The organism is Streptomyces tritici, from assembly GCF_048500665.1.
Lineage (GTDB): Bacteria > Actinomycetota > Actinomycetes > Streptomycetales > Streptomycetaceae > Streptomyces > Streptomyces tritici.
In genome coordinates this window covers 928,025-943,716 of the sequence record NZ_CP183183.1, presented here as the reverse complement: position 1 = coordinate 943,716, position 15,692 = coordinate 928,025, and the positions used below count along the sequence as shown (strand labels likewise).

Here is a 15,692-nt window from a genome sequence, read left to right as displayed (position 1 = left end):
CCCGCCGACGCGCAGGCAGCCGCGCCCGGCCCGCAGGGCGACCAGGAGCCGACGGCCCGGCTGCAGGTCATCCGGGCCGCCTCCGCGCCCGGCCCGGCCGGGCCCCCGCCCGTACCGCCCCGGCCGGCGGCGCCGGGCGGCGCACCCCAGCAGCCCCAGCAACCCCCGCAGCCGTACGCGGGTCAGCACCCCGGCGGCCCCGCCGCCCCGCAGCCCCCGCACCCGGGAGCATCCGCCCCGCCGCCCCCGCAGCCCCCGCACGGCGCCCAGCCGCCGCACCCCGGCGCGCCCGTCCCGCCGCCCGGCCAGCAGGCGCCCCACCCCGGCCCGGCCTGGGGGAGCGGCATGCCCAGGGACACCACCGGGCACATCCCGCTGCCGCCCGGCGGGCCCGTCGCCATGCCCGCCCCGCCGGCCGTCGAGTTCGGCACCGGCAACGCGACGCTGGCCGTGCTGCTCATCGGCCCCGCCGGGGCAGGGAAGACCACCGTCGCCCGGCACTGGGCCCGCAGCCGCCGGGTGCCCACCGCGCACATCAGCCTCGACGACGTGCGCGAATGGGTCTGCTCCGGCTTCGCCGACCCGCAGAAGGGCTGGAACGAGAACTCCGAGGCGCAGTACCGCCTCGCCCGCCGCACCTGCGGCTTCGCCGCGCGCAACTTCCTCGCCAACGGCATCTCCTGCATCCTCGACGACGCGGTCTTCCCCGACCGGCCGGTCGTCGGCCTCGGCGGCTGGAAGCGGCACGTCGGCCCCGGGCTCCTGCCCGTCGTCCTGCTGCCGGGCCTGGAGATCGTCCTGGAGCGCAACGCCGAGCGCAGCGGCAACCGGCGGCTCTCCGACGAGGAGGTCGCCTCCATCCACGGCCGGATGGCGGGCTGGTACGGCTCCGGCCTGCCGATCATCGACAACTCCAAGTACGACGTGGAGACCACCGCCCGCGTCCTCGACGAGGTCCTGGCCCGCTCCATAGCCAGCCCGCCGAGCTGGTAGCCGGGGCCGCGCCCGCCCCCGGGCGCTCCCCGGTCGGACCTCACGACGGGCCGGGTCGGGCCGACGCTCGTAGGCTCGGAACATGTCACAGGTGTACGCGGACCGCCGTGTCCGGCTGCGCGACCGCTGCGCGGCCGCCGGCAGCACGGCGGCCCTGGTCTCCCGCCCCGCCAACGTCCGCTACCTCGCGGGCGGTTCGCCCCCCGGCGCGGTGCTGCTCCTCGGCCCCGCGGAGGACGTGCTGCTCTGCCCCGTCGCGCCCGGCGGCGATCCCGCCCAGGGCCGCCTCGACGAGGATCTGCGGCTGACCCTGCTGACGCCCGGCGCCGCCCTCGGCGATCCGGCCGTCGCCGCCGTCGACGAGGCCCGCAGAGCCGGGGCCGACTCGCTCGCGGTCGAGGAGCACCACCTGACCGTGGCCCGGCACCGCGCCATGGGCTCGGTCGCCCCGAAGCTCCGGCTCGCCGATCTCGCCGGCGCCGTCGAACAGCTGCGGATCGTCAAGGACGAGGACGAGATCGCCTGTCTGCGGATCGCCGCGGAGATCGCCGACCAGGCGCTGGGGGAGCTGCTGGAGTCGATCCTCGTCGGCCGCACCGAGCGGCATCTCGCCCTGGAGCTGGAACGCCGCCTGGTCGACCACGGCGCGGACGGCGCGGCCTTCCCGACCTCCGTCGGCACCGGCCCGAACTCCGGGCGCAGCGGCCACCGCCCCACCGACCGACGGGTGGAGGAGGGCGACTTCCTCTCCGTCTGCCTGGGCGCGAACTACCGCGGCTACCGCTCCGAGATCGGCCGGACCTTCGTCATCGGCACCACGCCCGCGGACTGGCAGATCGAGCTGTACGACCTGGTCTTCGCCGCTCAGCGGGCCGGCCGGGAGGCGCTCGCGCCCGGAGCGGAGTACCGCGACGTGGACCGGGCGGCCCGCCAGATCCTGGACGGCGGCGGTCACGGCGAGGCGGTCGAGCCCCGGATCGGGCACGGCGTGGGCCTGGAAATCGACGAGGACCCGCAGCTCGCACCCTCCGCCATGGGTAAACTGGACGCTTGTGTGCCGGTCACCGTCGAACCGGGGGTCCACCTCCCGGGCCGGGGCGGGGTCCGGATCGATGACACGCTCGTCGTACGCCAGGAGGCGGACGGCGGACCCGAGCTACTCACCATCACGACCAAGGAGCTGCTCGCGCTGTAGGGCGCGTACCCCTCCCCGGTCCCACGTCAGTCCAGGAGATTCCGCAACCGTGGCTTCCACGAACGACCTCAAGAACGGCATGGTGCTCAAGCTCGAAGGCGGCCAGCTCTGGTCCGTCGTCGAGTTCCAGCACGTCAAGCCCGGCAAGGGCCCCGCCTTCGTGCGCACCAAGCTCAAGAACGTGCTGTCCGGCAAGGTCGTCGACAAGACCTTCAACGCCGGCGTGAAGGTCGACACCGCCACCATCGACCGCCGCGACATGCAGTTCTCCTACATGGACGGCGAGTACTTCGTCTTCATGGACATGGAGACCTACGACCAGCTGCACGTCGACCGCAAGGCAGTCGGCGACGCCGCGAACTTCCTGATCGAGGGCTTCAACGCCACGGTCGCGCGGCACGAGGGCGAGGTGCTCTACGTCGAGCTCCCGGCCGCCGTCGAGCTCACCATCCAGGAGACCGAGCCGGGCGTCCAGGGCGACCGCTCCACCGGTGGCACCAAGCCCGCCACCCTGGAGACCGGTCACCAGATCCAGGTCCCGCTCTTCGTGACCACCGGCGAGAAGGTCAAGGTCGACACCCGTACCAGCGCCTACCTCGGCCGGGTGAACGACTAACCGTGGCTGCCCGTAGCAAGGCCCGTAAGCGGGCCTTCCAGATCCTCTTCGAGGCCGACCAGCGCGGCGCGTCCGTGCAGGAGGTCCTCGCGGACTGGGTACGGCACGCGCGGTCCGACGACCGTCAGCCGCCGGTCAACGAGTTCACCATGCAGCTCGTGGAGGGATACGCGCGGCACGTCGCGCGCATCGACGAGCTGATCGCCACCTACGCGGTGGACTGGGACCTCGACCGGATGCCGGCCGCCGACCGGAACATCGTGCGCCTCGGCGCGTACGAGCTGATCTGGGAGGACGGCACTCCGGACGCGGTGGCGATCGACGAGGCGGTGCAGCTCGCCAAGGAGTTCTCCACCGACGAGTCGCCGACCTTCGTCAACGGCCTGCTGGCGCGCTTCAAGGACCTGAAGCCGCGTCTTCGCCGGGATGCCGAGGCGGACGCCTAGTCCGTCCGTCCCGCCCCGGCAGTCGAAGGGGCCCGCAGCACCTGGTGTGCCGCGGGCCCCTTCGCCGTGTCCGGGCAAGGCCGTACAAAGGCCGCACAAAAACGCCGCCGGGGCGGCGGGAGAGGCCGTACGCCTTCCCGCCGCCCCGGCGGCACGTTTCTGCTACTGCGGAGTCGCTGGACTCAGCTCTCCTCGTGCGCGACGGCACGACGCGCGTCCGCGTCCAGGACGCCCCAGCTGATCAGCTGCTCGGTGAGCACCGAGGGCGACTGGTCGTAGATGACGGCGAGGGTGCGCAGGTCGTCCTGGCGGATCGACAGCACCTTGCCGTTGTAGTCGCCGCGCTGCGACTGGATCGTCGCCGCGTAGCGCTGGAGCGGTCCGGCCTTCTCCGCGGGGACGTGCGCCAGGCGCTCCAGGTCGAGGACGAGCTTCGGCGGCGGCTCGGCCGCTCCGCCGGGGGTCGTGCCCGGCAGCAGCTCCTGCACCGGGACGCCGTAGAAGTCCGCCAGCTCGGCCAGACGCTGCACGGTCACCGCACGGTCACCACGCTCGTACGAGCCTACGACGACGGCCTTCCAGCGCCCCTGGGACTTCTCCTCCACACCATGGAGGGAGAGCCCCTGCTGGGTGCGGATCGCCCGGAGCTTGGCCCCGAGCTGCTTTGCGTATTCGCTGGACATAACGCTCCCGGACGCTGTGACGACATGCGGCTGCGCCGCGCGGCTGGTAACTCACTGTGAGGTTACGCAGCGTTACTTGGCTCCGTCAAGCCGAATGGTCCATACCGCCCCCTCCCGGGGGACGGGGCACGGAACGGCGCCGGGGCGCGGACGGAACCGCCGTCCGCCCCTGGTAGGGTTGACGGCGCACATCAGACGTCCTTTAAGAACCGTCCCGTGAGGCGGAGAAGGAGGTCCGTTTTTCATGGACGCACAGCAGCAGGACACCCAGGAGTCCGGCACGGCACGCCCCGTGCTCGAAGCCCCGGACATCGCCCGGGTCCTGACCCGTATCGCCCACGAGATCGTCGAGCGCGCCAAGGGCGCCGACGACGTGGTGCTCCTCGGCATTCCCACCCGGGGCGTGTTCCTCGCCCGCCGGCTGGCCGACAAGCTCGCGGAGATCACCGGACGGAAGATCCCGGTCGGCTCCCTCGACATCACGATGTACCGCGACGACCTGCGGATGAAGCCCGCCCGCGCCCTCGGCCGCACCGACATCCCCGGTGACGGCCTCGACGGCCGCCTGGTCGTCCTGGTCGACGACGTGCTCTTCTCCGGCCGCACCATCCGCGCCGCGCTCGACGCGCTCGGCGACATCGGCCGCCCGCGCGCCGTCCAGCTCGCCGTCCTCGTCGACCGCGGCCACCGCGAGCTGCCCATCCGCGCCGACTACGTCGGCAAGAACCTCCCCACGTCGCTGCGGGAGACGGTCAAGGTGCAGCTCGCCGAGGAGGACGGTCGCGACACCGTGCTGCTCGGCAGCAAGCCCGCCTCCGCCTAGGACCGGCTCCCCGCCGGGCCCAGGGGCACACCCCTGCGCGCCCGCAGCCCGTCACACCTCCACACCACGGAGCACACCCCGATGATGCGTCACCTCATCTCGGCCGCCGACCTCACCCGCGACGACGCCGTCCTGATCCTCGACACCGCCGAGGAGATGGCCCGGGTGGCCGACCGGCCGATCAAGAAGCTGCCCGCGCTGCGCGGCCGCACGATCTGCAACCTCTTCTTCGAGGACTCCACCCGCACCCGGATCTCCTTCGAGGCCGCCGAGAAGCGCCTCTCCGCCGACGTGATCAACTTCGCGGCCAAGGGCTCCAGCGTCTCCAAGGGCGAGTCCCTCAAGGACACCGCCCAGACCCTGGAGGCCATGGGCGTCGACGCCGTCGTCATCCGGCACGGCGCCTCCGGCGCCCCGTACCGCCTGGCCACCTCCGGCTGGATCGACGCCCCCGTCATCAACGCCGGCGACGGCACCCACCAGCACCCCACCCAGGCCCTGCTCGACGCCTTCACCATGCGCCGCCGCCTCATCGGCCCCGACGCCGGACTCGGCCAGGACCTGGCCGGCAAGCGGATCACCCTCGTGGGCGACGTGCTGCACAGCCGGGTCGCCCGGTCCAACGTCGACCTGCTGCACACCCTCGGCGCCGAGGTCACCCTCGTCGCCCCGCCGACCCTGGTCCCGGTCGGCGTCGAGAGCTGGCCCTGCGCGATCTCCTACGACCTCGACGAGGTGCTGCCGAAGTCCGACGCGGTGATGATGCTGCGTGTGCAGCGCGAGCGGATGAACGCGGCCTTCTTCCCCACCGAGCGCGAGTACTCGCGGCGGTACGGGCTCGACGGCGAACGGATGGCGAGGATGCCCGAGCACGCCATCGTCATGCACCCCGGCCCCATGGTCCGCGGCATGGAGATCACTGCCGAGGTCGCCGACTCCGACCGCTGCACGGTCGTCGAGCAGGTCGCCAACGGCGTCTCCATCCGCATGGCCGTCCTCTACCTGCTTCTGGGCGGCAACGAGCCCGCCGTCACCACCCACCGCACCGAGGAGAACAAGTAAGCATGAGCAAGATCCTGATCCGCGGTGCGAAGGTGCTCGGCGGCGAGCCGCAGGACGTCCTGATCGACGGCGAGACCATCGCCGAGGTCGGCACCGGCCTGTCGGCCGGGGACGCCCAGGTGATCGAGGCCGAGGGCCGGATCCTGCTGCCCGGCCTGGTCGACCTGCACACCCACCTGCGCGAGCCCGGCCGCGAGGACTCCGAGACCGTCCTCACCGGCACCCGCGCCGCCGCGGCCGGCGGCTACACCGCCGTCTTCGCGATGGCCAACACCTTCCCGGTCGCCGACACCGCCGGCGTCGTCGAGCAGGTCTACCGGCTCGGCAAGGAGAGCGGCTACTGCGACGTGCAGCCCATCGGCGCCGTCACCGTCGGCCTGGAGGGCAAGAAGCTCGCCGAGCTCGGCGCCATGCACGACTCCGCCGCCGGCGTCACCGTCTTCTCCGACGACGGCAAGTGCGTCGACGACGCCGTAATCATGCGCCGCGCCCTGGAGTACGTGAAGGCCTTCGGCGGCGTCATCGCCCAGCACGCCCAGGAGCCCCGCCTCACCGAGGGCGCCCAGATGAACGAGGGCGTCGTCTCCGCGGAGCTGGGCCTCGGCGGCTGGCCCGCCGTCGCCGAGGAGTCGATCATCGCCCGCGACGTGCTCCTCGCCGAGCACGTCGGCTCCCGCGTGCACATCTGCCACCTCTCCACGGCCGGCTCCGTCGAGATCGTCCGCTGGGCCAAGTCCCGCGGCATCGACGTCACCGCCGAGGTCACCCCGCACCACCTGCTCCTCACCGACGAGCTGGTCCGCTCGTACAACCCGGTCTACAAGGTCAACCCGCCGCTGCGCACCGAGCGCGACGTGCTGGCCCTGCGCGAGGCCCTGGCCGACGGCACGATCGACATCGTCGCCACCGACCACGCCCCGCACCCGCACGAGGACAAGGACTGCGAGTGGGCCGCCGCCGCCATGGGCATGGTCGGCCTGGAGACCGCGCTCTCGGTCGTCCAGCAGACGATGGTCGAGACCGGGCTGCTCGACTGGGCCGGCGTCGCCGACCGCATGTCCTTCGCCCCGGCCCGCATCGGCCGCGCCGAGGGCCACGGCCGGCCCGTCTCGGCTGGTGAGCCCGCCAACCTCACGCTGGTCGATCCGGCATACCGTGGAGCCGTGGACCCCGCGGGCTTCGCCTCCCGCAGCCGCAACACCCCGTACGAGGGCCGCGAGCTGCCGGGGCGCGTCACCCACACCTTCCTGCGGGGCCGCGCGACGGTCGTGGACGGGAAGCTGGCGTGACACCACTCATCAATCTGGCAGCGGAACCCAGGTCGGCGGAGGTGACCGACTGGGCCGCGCGGCTCGGCTGGGTCGCCGGACTGCTGATCTTCATCGCCTTCGTCTACTGGCTGATGCGCCAGGGATGGAAATGGCGCGGCAGCCTCCAGTCCGGACTGCCCGAGCTCCCCGCCGTGCCGGAGGACCCCGGTCCGGCGAGACTGGAGCTCAGCGGGCGCTACTACGGCTCGACGACCGCCGGCCAGTGGCTCGACCGGATCGTCGCGCACGGACTCGGCACCCGCAGCCGGGTCGAGCTGACCCTGACCGACCAGGGCCTGGTGGTCGTCCGCCCCGGCGCGAACGACTTCTTCGTCCCCGCCGCGGCCCTGCGCGAGGCCCGCCTCGACAAGGGCATCGCCGGCAAGGTCCTCGCCGAGGGCGGACTGCTGATCGTCACCTGGGCGCACGGCGACCGGCTGCTCGACTCCGGCTTCCGGTCCGACACCGCGGCCGAGCACGCCGCCTGGGTCGAGGCCGTCAACTCCATGAACCACACGAAGCACGCAAGCACGACGGAAGGCACCGCACGATGACGACCTCCACCCGGGGAGCCAAGGCTCCCGCCGTACTCGTCCTGGAGGACGGCCGCATCTTCCGCGGCCGCGCCTACGGGGCCGTGGGGGTGACCTTCGGCGAGGCGGTGTTCTCCACCGGCATGACCGGCTACCAGGAGACCCTCACCGACCCCTCCTACCACCGCCAGGTCGTCGTGATGACCGCCCCGCACGTCGGCAACACCGGCGTCAACGACGAGGACCCCGAGTCCGGCCGGATCTGGGTCTCCGGCTACGTCGTCCGCGACCCCGCCCGCGTCCCGTCCAACTGGCGCTCCCGGCGCTCCCTGGACGAGGAGCTGGACCGCCAGGGCGTCGTCGGCATCTCCGGCATCGACACCCGCGCCCTCACCCGCCACCTGCGCGAGCGCGGCGCCATGCGCGTCGGCATCTTCTCCGGCGACTCCCTGCCCGACGAGGGCGCCATGCTCGCCGAGGTCCGCAAGGCCCCCGAGATGACCGGCGCCGACCTCTCCGCCGAGGTCGCCACCAAGGAGCCGTACGTCGTCCCCGCGATCGGCGAGAAGAAGTTCACCGTCGCCGCCGTCGACCTCGGCATCAAGGGCATGACCCCGCACCGCATGGCCGAGCGCGGCATCGAGGTGCACGTGCTGCCCGCCACCGCCACCGCCGACGACGTCTACGCGGTGAACCCGGACGGCGTGTTCTTCTCCAACGGCCCGGGCGACCCGGCCACCGCCGACGGCCCCGTCGCCGTCATGCAGGAGGTCCTGCGCCGCAGGACCCCGCTGTTCGGCATCTGCTTCGGCAACCAGATCCTCGGCCGCGCCCTCGGCTTCGGCACCTACAAGCTGAAGTACGGCCACCGCGGCATCAACCAGCCCGTCCAGGACCGCACCACCGGCAAGGTCGAGGTCACCGCGCACAACCACGGCTTCGCCGTCGACGCGCCCCTCGACAAGGTCTCCGACACGCCCTTCGGGCGCGCCGAGGTCTCCCACGTGTGCCTGAACGACGACGTCGTGGAGGGGCTGCAGCTGCTCGACCAGCCGGCCTTCTCCGTCCAGTACCACCCCGAAGCAGCCGCGGGCCCGCACGACGCCGCGTACCTCTTCGACCGCTTCGTTTCTCTGATGGAGGCCGAGCGTGCCTAAGCGCACCGATATCCAGTCCGTCCTGGTCATCGGCTCCGGCCCGATCGTCATCGGCCAGGCCGCCGAGTTCGACTACTCCGGCACCCAGGCCTGCCGGGTCCTCAAGTCCGAGGGCCTGCGCGTCATCCTGGTCAACTCCAACCCGGCCACGATCATGACCGACCCGGAGATCGCCGACGCCACGTACGTCGAGCCGATCACCCCCGAGTTCGTCGAGAAGATCATCGCCAAGGAGCGCCCCGACGCCCTGCTGCCCACCCTCGGCGGCCAGACCGCGCTCAACACCGCGATCTCCATGCACGAGCAGGGCGTCCTGGAGAAGTACGGCGTCGAGCTCATCGGCGCCAACGTCCAGGCCATCCACAAGGGCGAGGACCGCGACCTCTTCAAGGAGGTCGTCGAGGAGGTCCGCCGCAAGATCGGCCACGGCGAGTCCGCCCGCTCGGTCATCTGCCACTCCATGGACGACGTCCTCAAGGGCGTCGAGACCCTCGGCGGCTACCCCGTCGTCGTCCGCCCCTCCTTCACGATGGGCGGCGCCGGCTCCGGCTTCGCCCACGACGAGGAGGAGCTGCGCCGCATCGCCGGCCAGGGCCTCACGCTCTCCCCGACCACCGAGGTGCTCCTGGAGGAGTCCATCCTCGGCTGGAAGGAGTACGAGCTGGAGCTGATGCGCGACAAGAACGACAACGTCGTGGTCGTCTGCTCCATCGAGAACTTCGACCCGATGGGCGTCCACACCGGCGACTCGATCACCGTCGCCCCGGCGATGACGCTCACCGACCGCGAGTACCAGATCCTCCGCGACGTCGGCATCGCGATCATCCGCGAGGTCGGCGTCGACACCGGCGGCTGCAACATCCAGTTCGCGGTCAACCCCGAGGACGGCCGGGTCATCGTCATCGAGATGAACCCGCGCGTCTCCCGCTCCTCCGCGCTCGCCTCCAAGGCCACCGGCTTCCCGATCGCCAAGATCGCCGCCCGGCTCGCCGTCGGCTACACGCTGGACGAGATCCCGAACGACATCACCGAGCAGACCCCGGCGTCGTTCGAGCCGACCCTCGACTACGTCGTGGTCAAGGCCCCGCGCTTCGCCTTCGAGAAGTTCCCGCAGGCCGACTCCACCCTCACCACCACCATGAAGTCGGTCGGCGAGGCCATGGCCATCGGCCGCAACTTCACCGAGGCCCTGCAGAAGGCCCTGCGCTCCCTGGAGAAGAAGGGCTCGCAGTTCACCTTCGTCGGCGAGCCCGGCGACAAGGCCGAACTGCTGCTCGCGGCGGTCCGCCCCACCGACGGCCGGATCAACACCGTCATGCAGGCCATCCGCGCCGGCGCCACGCCCGAGGAGGTCTTCGAGGCCACCAAGATCGACCCGTGGTTCGTCGACCAGCTCTTCCTGATCAAGGAGATCGCCGACGAACTGGCCGCCGCCGAGAAGCTCGACCCCGAGCTGCTCGCCGAGGCCAAGCGGCACGGCTTCTCCGACGCCCAGATCGCCGAGATCCGCGGGCTGCGCGAGGACGTCGTCCGCGAGGTCCGGCACGCCCTCGGCGTCCGCCCGGTCTACAAGACCGTCGACACCTGCGCCGCCGAGTTCGCCGCCAAGACCCCGTACTTCTACTCCTCGTACGACGAGGAGAGCGAGGTCGCCCCGCGCGAGAAGCCCGCGGTGATCATCCTGGGCTCCGGCCCGAACCGCATCGGCCAGGGCATCGAGTTCGACTACTCCTGCGTCCACGCCTCCTTCGCGCTCAGCGACGCGGGCTACGAGACCGTGATGGTCAACTGCAACCCGGAGACCGTCTCCACCGACTACGACACCTCCGACCGCCTGTACTTCGAGCCGCTGACGCTCGAGGACGTGCTGGAGATCGTGCACGCCGAGTCCCTCGCCGGCCCGATCGCCGGCGTGGTCGTCCAGCTCGGCGGACAGACCCCGCTGGGCCTGTCCCAGGCGCTCAAGGACAACGGCGTGCCCGTCGTCGGCACCTCGCCGGAGGCCATCCACGCCGCCGAGGACCGCGGCGCCTTCGGCCGCGTCCTCGCCGAGGCCGGCCTGCCCGCCCCCAAGCACGGCACCGCGACGACGTTCGCCGAGGCCAAGGCCATCGCCGACGAGATCGGCTACCCGGTCCTGGTCCGCCCCTCGTACGTGCTCGGCGGCCGCGGCATGGAGATCGTGTACGACGAGGCCCGCCTCGAGAAGTACATCGCCGAGTCCACCGAGATCAGCCCCACCCGGCCGGTCCTGGTCGACCGCTTCCTCGACGACGCGATCGAGATCGACGTCGACGCGCTCTACGACGGCCACGAGCTCTACCTCGGCGGCGTCATGGAGCACATCGAGGAGGCCGGCATCCACTCCGGCGACTCGGCCTGCGCCCTGCCCCCGATCACCCTCGGCGGCTTCGACATCAAGCGGCTGCGCGCCTCGACCGAGGCCATCGCCAAGGGCGTCGGCGTGCGCGGCCTGATCAACATCCAGTTCGCCATGGCCGGCGACATCCTCTACGTCCTGGAGGCCAACCCGCGCGCCTCCCGCACCGTGCCCTTCACCTCGAAGGCCACCGCGGTGCCGCTGGCGAAGGCCGCCGCCCGCATCTCGCTGGGCGCCACCATCGCCGAACTGCGCGCGGAGGGCCTGCTGCCGAAGACCGGCGACGGCGGCGAGCTCCCGCTCGACGCGCCGATCTCCGTCAAGGAGGCCGTGATGCCGTGGAGCCGCTTCCGCGACATCCACGGCCGCGGCGTGGACACCGTCCTCGGCCCGGAGATGCGCTCCACCGGCGAGGTCATGGGCATCGACTCGGTCTTCGGCACGGCGTACGCCAAGTCGCAGGCCGGCGCGTACGGCCCGCTGCCCACCAAGGGCCGCGCGTTCGTCTCGGTCGCCAACCGCGACAAGCGCTCGATGATCTTCCCGGCCCGCGAGCTGGTCGCGCACGGCTTCGAGCTGCTCGCCACCTCCGGCACCGCCGAGGTCCTCAAGCGCAACGGCATCAACGCGACCGTCGTGCGCAAGCAGTCCGAGGGCGAGGGCCCGGGCGGCGAGAAGACCATCGTCCAGCTGATCCACGACGGCCAGGTCGACCTGATCGTCAACACCCCGTACGGCACCGGCGGCCGCCTCGACGGCTACGACATCCGTACGGCGGCGGTCTCCCGCGGCGTCCCGTGCCTCACCACGGTCCAGGCGCTCGCCGCGGCCGTCCAGGGCATCGACGCGCTCGGACGCGGCGACGTGGGCGTCCGGTCCCTCCAGGAGCACGCGGAGCACCTGACCGCGGCCCGCGACTAGCAGCCCGAACGAAGCAGGGGGACACCGGCACGACCCGCGGTGTCCCCCTCTTCATGACCCGGCCCCCGACCTGGAGCGCCCCAGCATGTACAAGTTCTTCTTCGACCTCGTCTTCAAGCGGATGGACCCCGAGGAGGCCCACCACCTGGCCTTCCGCTGGATCCGGCTGGCCGTCCGCGTCCCCGTGCTGCGCACCTTCCTCGCGGCCGCCCTCGCGCCCCGCCACAAGGAGCTGCGCACCGAGGCCCTGGGCCTGCGGATGCACGGCCCCTTCGGGCTCGCGGCCGGCTTCGACAAGAACGCCGTCGCCATCGACGGCATGGCGATGCTCGGCTTCGACCACGTCGAGATCGGCACCGTCACCGGCGAGCCCCAGCCCGGCAACCCCAAGAAGCGCCTCTTCCGCCTCGTCCCGGACCGCGCCCTGATCAACCGCATGGGCTTCAACAACGAGGGCTCCGCCGCCGTCGCCGAGCGGCTGCGCACCCGCGTGCCGGTCTTCCGGACCGTCGTCGGCGTGAACATCGGCAAGACCAAGGTCGTCCCCGAGGCCGAGGCCGCCGCCGACTACGTGAAGTCGACCGAGCGGCTCGCCGCCCACGCCGACTACCTCGTCGTCAACGTCTCCTCGCCGAACACCCCCGGCCTGCGCAACCTCCAGGCCACCGAGTCGCTGCGCCCGCTGCTCACCGCCGTCCGCGAGGCCGCCGACCGCACCGTCACCGACCGCCGCGTGCCGCTCCTGGTGAAGATCGCCCCCGACCTCGCCGACGAGGACGTGGACGCGGTCGCCGACCTCGCCCTGGAGCTGGGCCTGGACGGCATCATCGCCACCAACACCACCATCGCCCGCGAGGGCCTCGGCCTGAAGTCCGACCCGGAGCTGGTGAAGGAGACCGGCGGCCTGTCCGGCGCGCCCGTCAAGGCCCGCTCCCTGGAGGTCCTGCGCCGCCTGTACGCCCGCGTGGGCGACCGACTCGTGCTCGTCGGCGTCGGCGGCATCGAGAACGCCGAGGACGCCTGGCAGCGCATCCTCGCCGGCGCCACCCTGATCCAGGGCTACAGCGCCTTCATCTACGAGGGCCCGTTCTACGCCCGCGCGATCCACAAGGGCCTGGCCGCCCGCCTGGCGGCCTCCCCGTACGCCACCCTCGCCGAGGCCGTCGGCGCCGCCACCCGCAACGACTCCGGAAAGGCCACCGCATGAACTCCTTCGGTGCACGGCTCCGCTCCGCCATGGACGCGCGCGGCCCGCTCTGCGTCGGCATCGACCCGCATGCCTCCCTGCTCGCCGCCTGGGGCCTGAAGGACGACGTCGACGGCCTGGAGACCTTCACCCGCACCGTGGTCGAGGCGCTGGCCGACACCGTCGCCGTCTTCAAGCCGCAGTCCGCGTTCTTCGAGCGCTTCGGCTCCCGCGGCATCGCCGTCCTGGAGCGGGCCGTCGCCGACCTGCGCGCCGCGGGCGGTCTGGTCGTCATGGACGCCAAGCGAGGCGACATCGGCTCCACCATGGCCGCGTACGCCGAGACCTACCTGCGCCCCGGTGCGCCGCTGTTCTCGGACGCCCTGACGGTCTCCCCGTACCTCGGCTACGGCTCGCTGCAGCCGGCCGTGGACCTGGCGCGGGAGAGCGGCGCCGGCCTGTTCGTGCTGGCCCTCACCTCCAACCCGGAGGGCGCCGAGGTCCAGCGGGCGGTACGCGAGGACGGCCGGACCATCGGCGCGACCATGCTGGCGCACCTGGCCGCGGAGAACGCGGGGGAGACCCCGATGGGCTCCTTCGGCGCGGTCGTCGGCGCGACCCTGGGCGACCTGTCGTCGTTCGACCTGGACATCAACGGCCCGCTGCTGGCCCCGGGCATCGGCGCCCAGGGCGCGACGGCCGCCGATCTGCCGGCGGTCTTCGGTCCGGCGGTCCGCAACGTGGTGCCCAACGTGAGCCGCGGGGTGCTGAAGGCGGGACCGGACGCGGCCGCGCTGAAGGACGCCGCGGAGCGCTTCGCGGACGAGATCCGGGCCGCGGTGGCCGTCTGACCCCTCGGCGCCGTCTCAGCTGTCGAAAGGCGAAGGGCGAAAATCCCCGGCACAATGCCCGGATTGTCCTGGTCGGTGATGCCAGACTCGATCCTGACCAGGACTTTTCGTCTGTTCTCGCTGACTGGAGCGGTCTTGGCCGCTAGTCTCCGACGCAGAGTCCTCGTGGCGAACGGCCCAGGCCACCGCCATGTGACTCGCCGCGTGTGGGGCGACCACGTTCCTCAGCGGTCCGTATCCGACAGTTCGACATCCGAGGTGACGTAGGCGTGGCTCTTCCGCCCCTTACCCCTGAACAGCGCGCAGCCGCGCTCGAAAAGGCCGCCGCGGCTCGCCGGGAGCGGGCCGAGGTCAAGAATCGACTCAAGCACTCCGGTGCCTCCCTCAACGAGGTCATCGAGCAGGGCCAGAAGAACGACGTCATCGGCAAGATGAAGGTCTCTGCCCTCCTCGAGTCCCTGCCGGGCGTCGGCAAGGTCCGCGCCAAGCAGATCATGGAGAGGCTCGGCATCTCCGAGAGCCGTCGCGTGCGCGGCCTCGGCACCAACCAGATCGCCGCCCTGCAGCGTGAGTTCGGCAGCACGGGCGCCTGAGTCCGGGACGGCGTCCCGGGCACACCCGTGAAGCTGGAATAATCGCTGCATGGCAGCAGAGGTACGTCCGCGGCTGACCGTGCTCTCCGGCCCCTCAGGGGTCGGCAAGAGCACGGTCGTCGCTCATATGCGCAAGGTCCACCCCGAGGTCTGGCTCTCGGTGTCGGCCACGACCAGGAAGCCGCGGCCCGGCGAGCAGCACGGGGTCCAGTACTTCTTCGTCACCGACGACGAGTTCGACAAGCTGATCGCCAACGGCGAGCTCCTCGAGTGGGCCGAGTTCGCGGGCAACCGCTACGGCACGCCCCGGCGCGCGGTCCAGGAGCGCCTGGAGGCCGGCGAGCCGGTCCTGCTGGAGATCGACCTCCAGGGCGCGCGCCAGGTCAAGGAGTCCATGCCGGACTCCCAGCTGGTCTTCCTGGCCCCGCCCAGCTGGGACGAGCTGGTCCGCCGGCTCACCGGCCGCGGCACCGAGTCGTCCGAGGTGATCGCCCGCCGGCTGGACGCCGCCAAGATCGAACTGGCCGCCGAGACCGAGTTCGACACCACCCTGGTCAACACCTCCGTCGAGGACGTGGCGCGTGAGCTGCTAGCCTTGATGCTGTTGACTTCTGGGGAATGATCCCCGGACTCCCAACAGATCTTTTCCCACTTCGGAAGGTAGAGCGTGTCCTCTTCCATCACCGCGCCCGAGGGCATCATCAACCCGCCGATCGACGAGCTGCTCGAGGCCACGGACTCGAAGTACAGCCTCGTGATCTACGCGGCCAAGCGCGCGCGTCAGATCAACGCGTACTACTCCCAGCTGGGCGAGGGCCTGCTGGAGTACGTCGGTCCGCTGGTGGACACCCACGTCCACGAGAAGCCGCTCTCGATCGCGCTGCGCGAGATCAACGCGGGCCTGCTGACCTCCGAGGCCATCGAGGGCCCGGCGCAGTAAGCG

The 15,692-nt window shown here is 71.7% G+C and carries 16 protein-coding genes; 15 read left to right on the top strand and 1 reads right to left on the bottom strand.

Translation table 11 applies throughout. From position 1 onward, the window contains the following. Positions 1-60 precede the first annotated feature (60 nt). The 4 genes from ACNJ93_RS04340 to nusB all read left to right on the top strand — a co-directional run bounded on the left by ACNJ93_RS04340 (position 61) and on the right by nusB (position 3,250). Positions 61-993: an AAA family ATPase gene (locus tag ACNJ93_RS04340; RefSeq protein ID WP_418961304.1), complete on the top strand. Its 933-nt coding sequence runs from the start codon at positions 61-63 to the stop codon at positions 991-993. An 82-nt stretch (positions 994-1,075) separates the two neighbouring features. Further along, entirely contained in the window at positions 1,076-2,188 is a 1,113-nt protein-coding gene (locus ACNJ93_RS04335) for an aminopeptidase P family protein (protein WP_418955985.1), read from the top strand. Positions 2,189-2,237: 49 nt separating this feature from the next. Then, positions 2,238-2,804, top strand: a complete 567-nt coding sequence (efp, locus tag ACNJ93_RS04330; protein ID WP_418955984.1) for an elongation factor P — start codon at positions 2,238-2,240, stop codon at positions 2,802-2,804. Between the two features lie 2 nt (positions 2,805-2,806). Beyond that, positions 2,807-3,250: a transcription antitermination factor NusB gene (gene nusB, locus ACNJ93_RS04325; RefSeq protein WP_418955983.1), complete on the top strand. Its 444-nt coding sequence runs from the start codon at positions 2,807-2,809 to the stop codon at positions 3,248-3,250. Positions 3,251-3,432: 182 nt separating this feature from the next. Here the strand turns inward: nusB and bldD are convergent, their stop codons facing one another. Beyond that, positions 3,433-3,933 (bottom strand): transcriptional regulator BldD, encoded by a 501-nt coding sequence (gene bldD / locus ACNJ93_RS04320; RefSeq protein WP_030607052.1) that lies wholly within the window; start codon positions 3,931-3,933, stop codon positions 3,433-3,435. Between the two features lie 244 nt (positions 3,934-4,177). On the opposite strand from bldD, the gene pyrR reads away from it, so the two are divergent. The 11 genes from pyrR to rpoZ all read left to right on the top strand — a co-directional run bounded on the left by pyrR (position 4,178) and on the right by rpoZ (position 15,689). Continuing rightward, positions 4,178-4,756: a bifunctional pyr operon transcriptional regulator/uracil phosphoribosyltransferase PyrR gene (gene pyrR, locus ACNJ93_RS04315; protein ID WP_418955982.1), complete on the top strand. Its 579-nt coding sequence runs from the start codon at positions 4,178-4,180 to the stop codon at positions 4,754-4,756. Positions 4,757-4,837: 81 nt separating this feature from the next. Further along, complete coding sequence (locus ACNJ93_RS04310; protein WP_418955981.1) at positions 4,838-5,818, top strand: aspartate carbamoyltransferase catalytic subunit; 981 nt, start codon at positions 4,838-4,840, stop codon at positions 5,816-5,818. A 2-nt stretch (positions 5,819-5,820) separates the two neighbouring features. Continuing rightward, on the top strand, positions 5,821-7,107 hold the full coding sequence (locus tag ACNJ93_RS04305) for a dihydroorotase (RefSeq protein WP_418955980.1): 1,287 nt from the start codon (positions 5,821-5,823) through the stop codon (positions 7,105-7,107). After that, entirely contained in the window at positions 7,104-7,682 is a 579-nt protein-coding gene (locus ACNJ93_RS04300) for a hypothetical protein (protein ID WP_418955979.1), read from the top strand. The genes ACNJ93_RS04305 and ACNJ93_RS04300 overlap by 4 nt, the downstream gene beginning before the upstream one ends. After that, positions 7,679-8,818, top strand: coding sequence for a glutamine-hydrolyzing carbamoyl-phosphate synthase small subunit (gene carA / locus ACNJ93_RS04295; RefSeq protein WP_418955978.1), 1,140 nt, complete (start codon positions 7,679-7,681; stop codon positions 8,816-8,818). Before ACNJ93_RS04300 ends, carA begins: the two co-directional genes overlap by 4 nt. Beyond that, positions 8,811-12,119, top strand: coding sequence for a carbamoyl-phosphate synthase large subunit (gene carB / locus ACNJ93_RS04290; protein ID WP_418955977.1), 3,309 nt, complete (start codon positions 8,811-8,813; stop codon positions 12,117-12,119). The genes carA and carB overlap by 8 nt, the downstream gene beginning before the upstream one ends. A gap of 85 nt (positions 12,120-12,204) precedes the next feature. Beyond that, positions 12,205-13,326 (top strand): quinone-dependent dihydroorotate dehydrogenase, encoded by a 1,122-nt coding sequence (locus ACNJ93_RS04285; protein WP_418955976.1) that lies wholly within the window; start codon positions 12,205-12,207, stop codon positions 13,324-13,326. Continuing rightward, entirely contained in the window at positions 13,323-14,156 is an 834-nt protein-coding gene (gene pyrF / locus ACNJ93_RS04280; protein WP_418955975.1) for an orotidine-5'-phosphate decarboxylase, read from the top strand. Before ACNJ93_RS04285 ends, pyrF begins: the two co-directional genes overlap by 4 nt. Positions 14,157-14,425: 269 nt before the next feature. Then, complete coding sequence (gene mihF / locus ACNJ93_RS04275; protein WP_418955974.1) at positions 14,426-14,749, top strand: integration host factor, actinobacterial type; 324 nt, start codon at positions 14,426-14,428, stop codon at positions 14,747-14,749. Between the two features lie 49 nt (positions 14,750-14,798). Continuing rightward, positions 14,799-15,371, top strand: coding sequence for a guanylate kinase (gene gmk, locus ACNJ93_RS04270; RefSeq protein ID WP_418955973.1), 573 nt, complete (start codon positions 14,799-14,801; stop codon positions 15,369-15,371). A gap of 45 nt (positions 15,372-15,416) precedes the next feature. Further along, complete coding sequence (rpoZ, locus tag ACNJ93_RS04265; RefSeq protein WP_005319902.1) at positions 15,417-15,689, top strand: DNA-directed RNA polymerase subunit omega; 273 nt, start codon at positions 15,417-15,419, stop codon at positions 15,687-15,689. Positions 15,690-15,692: the final 3 nt, after the last annotated feature.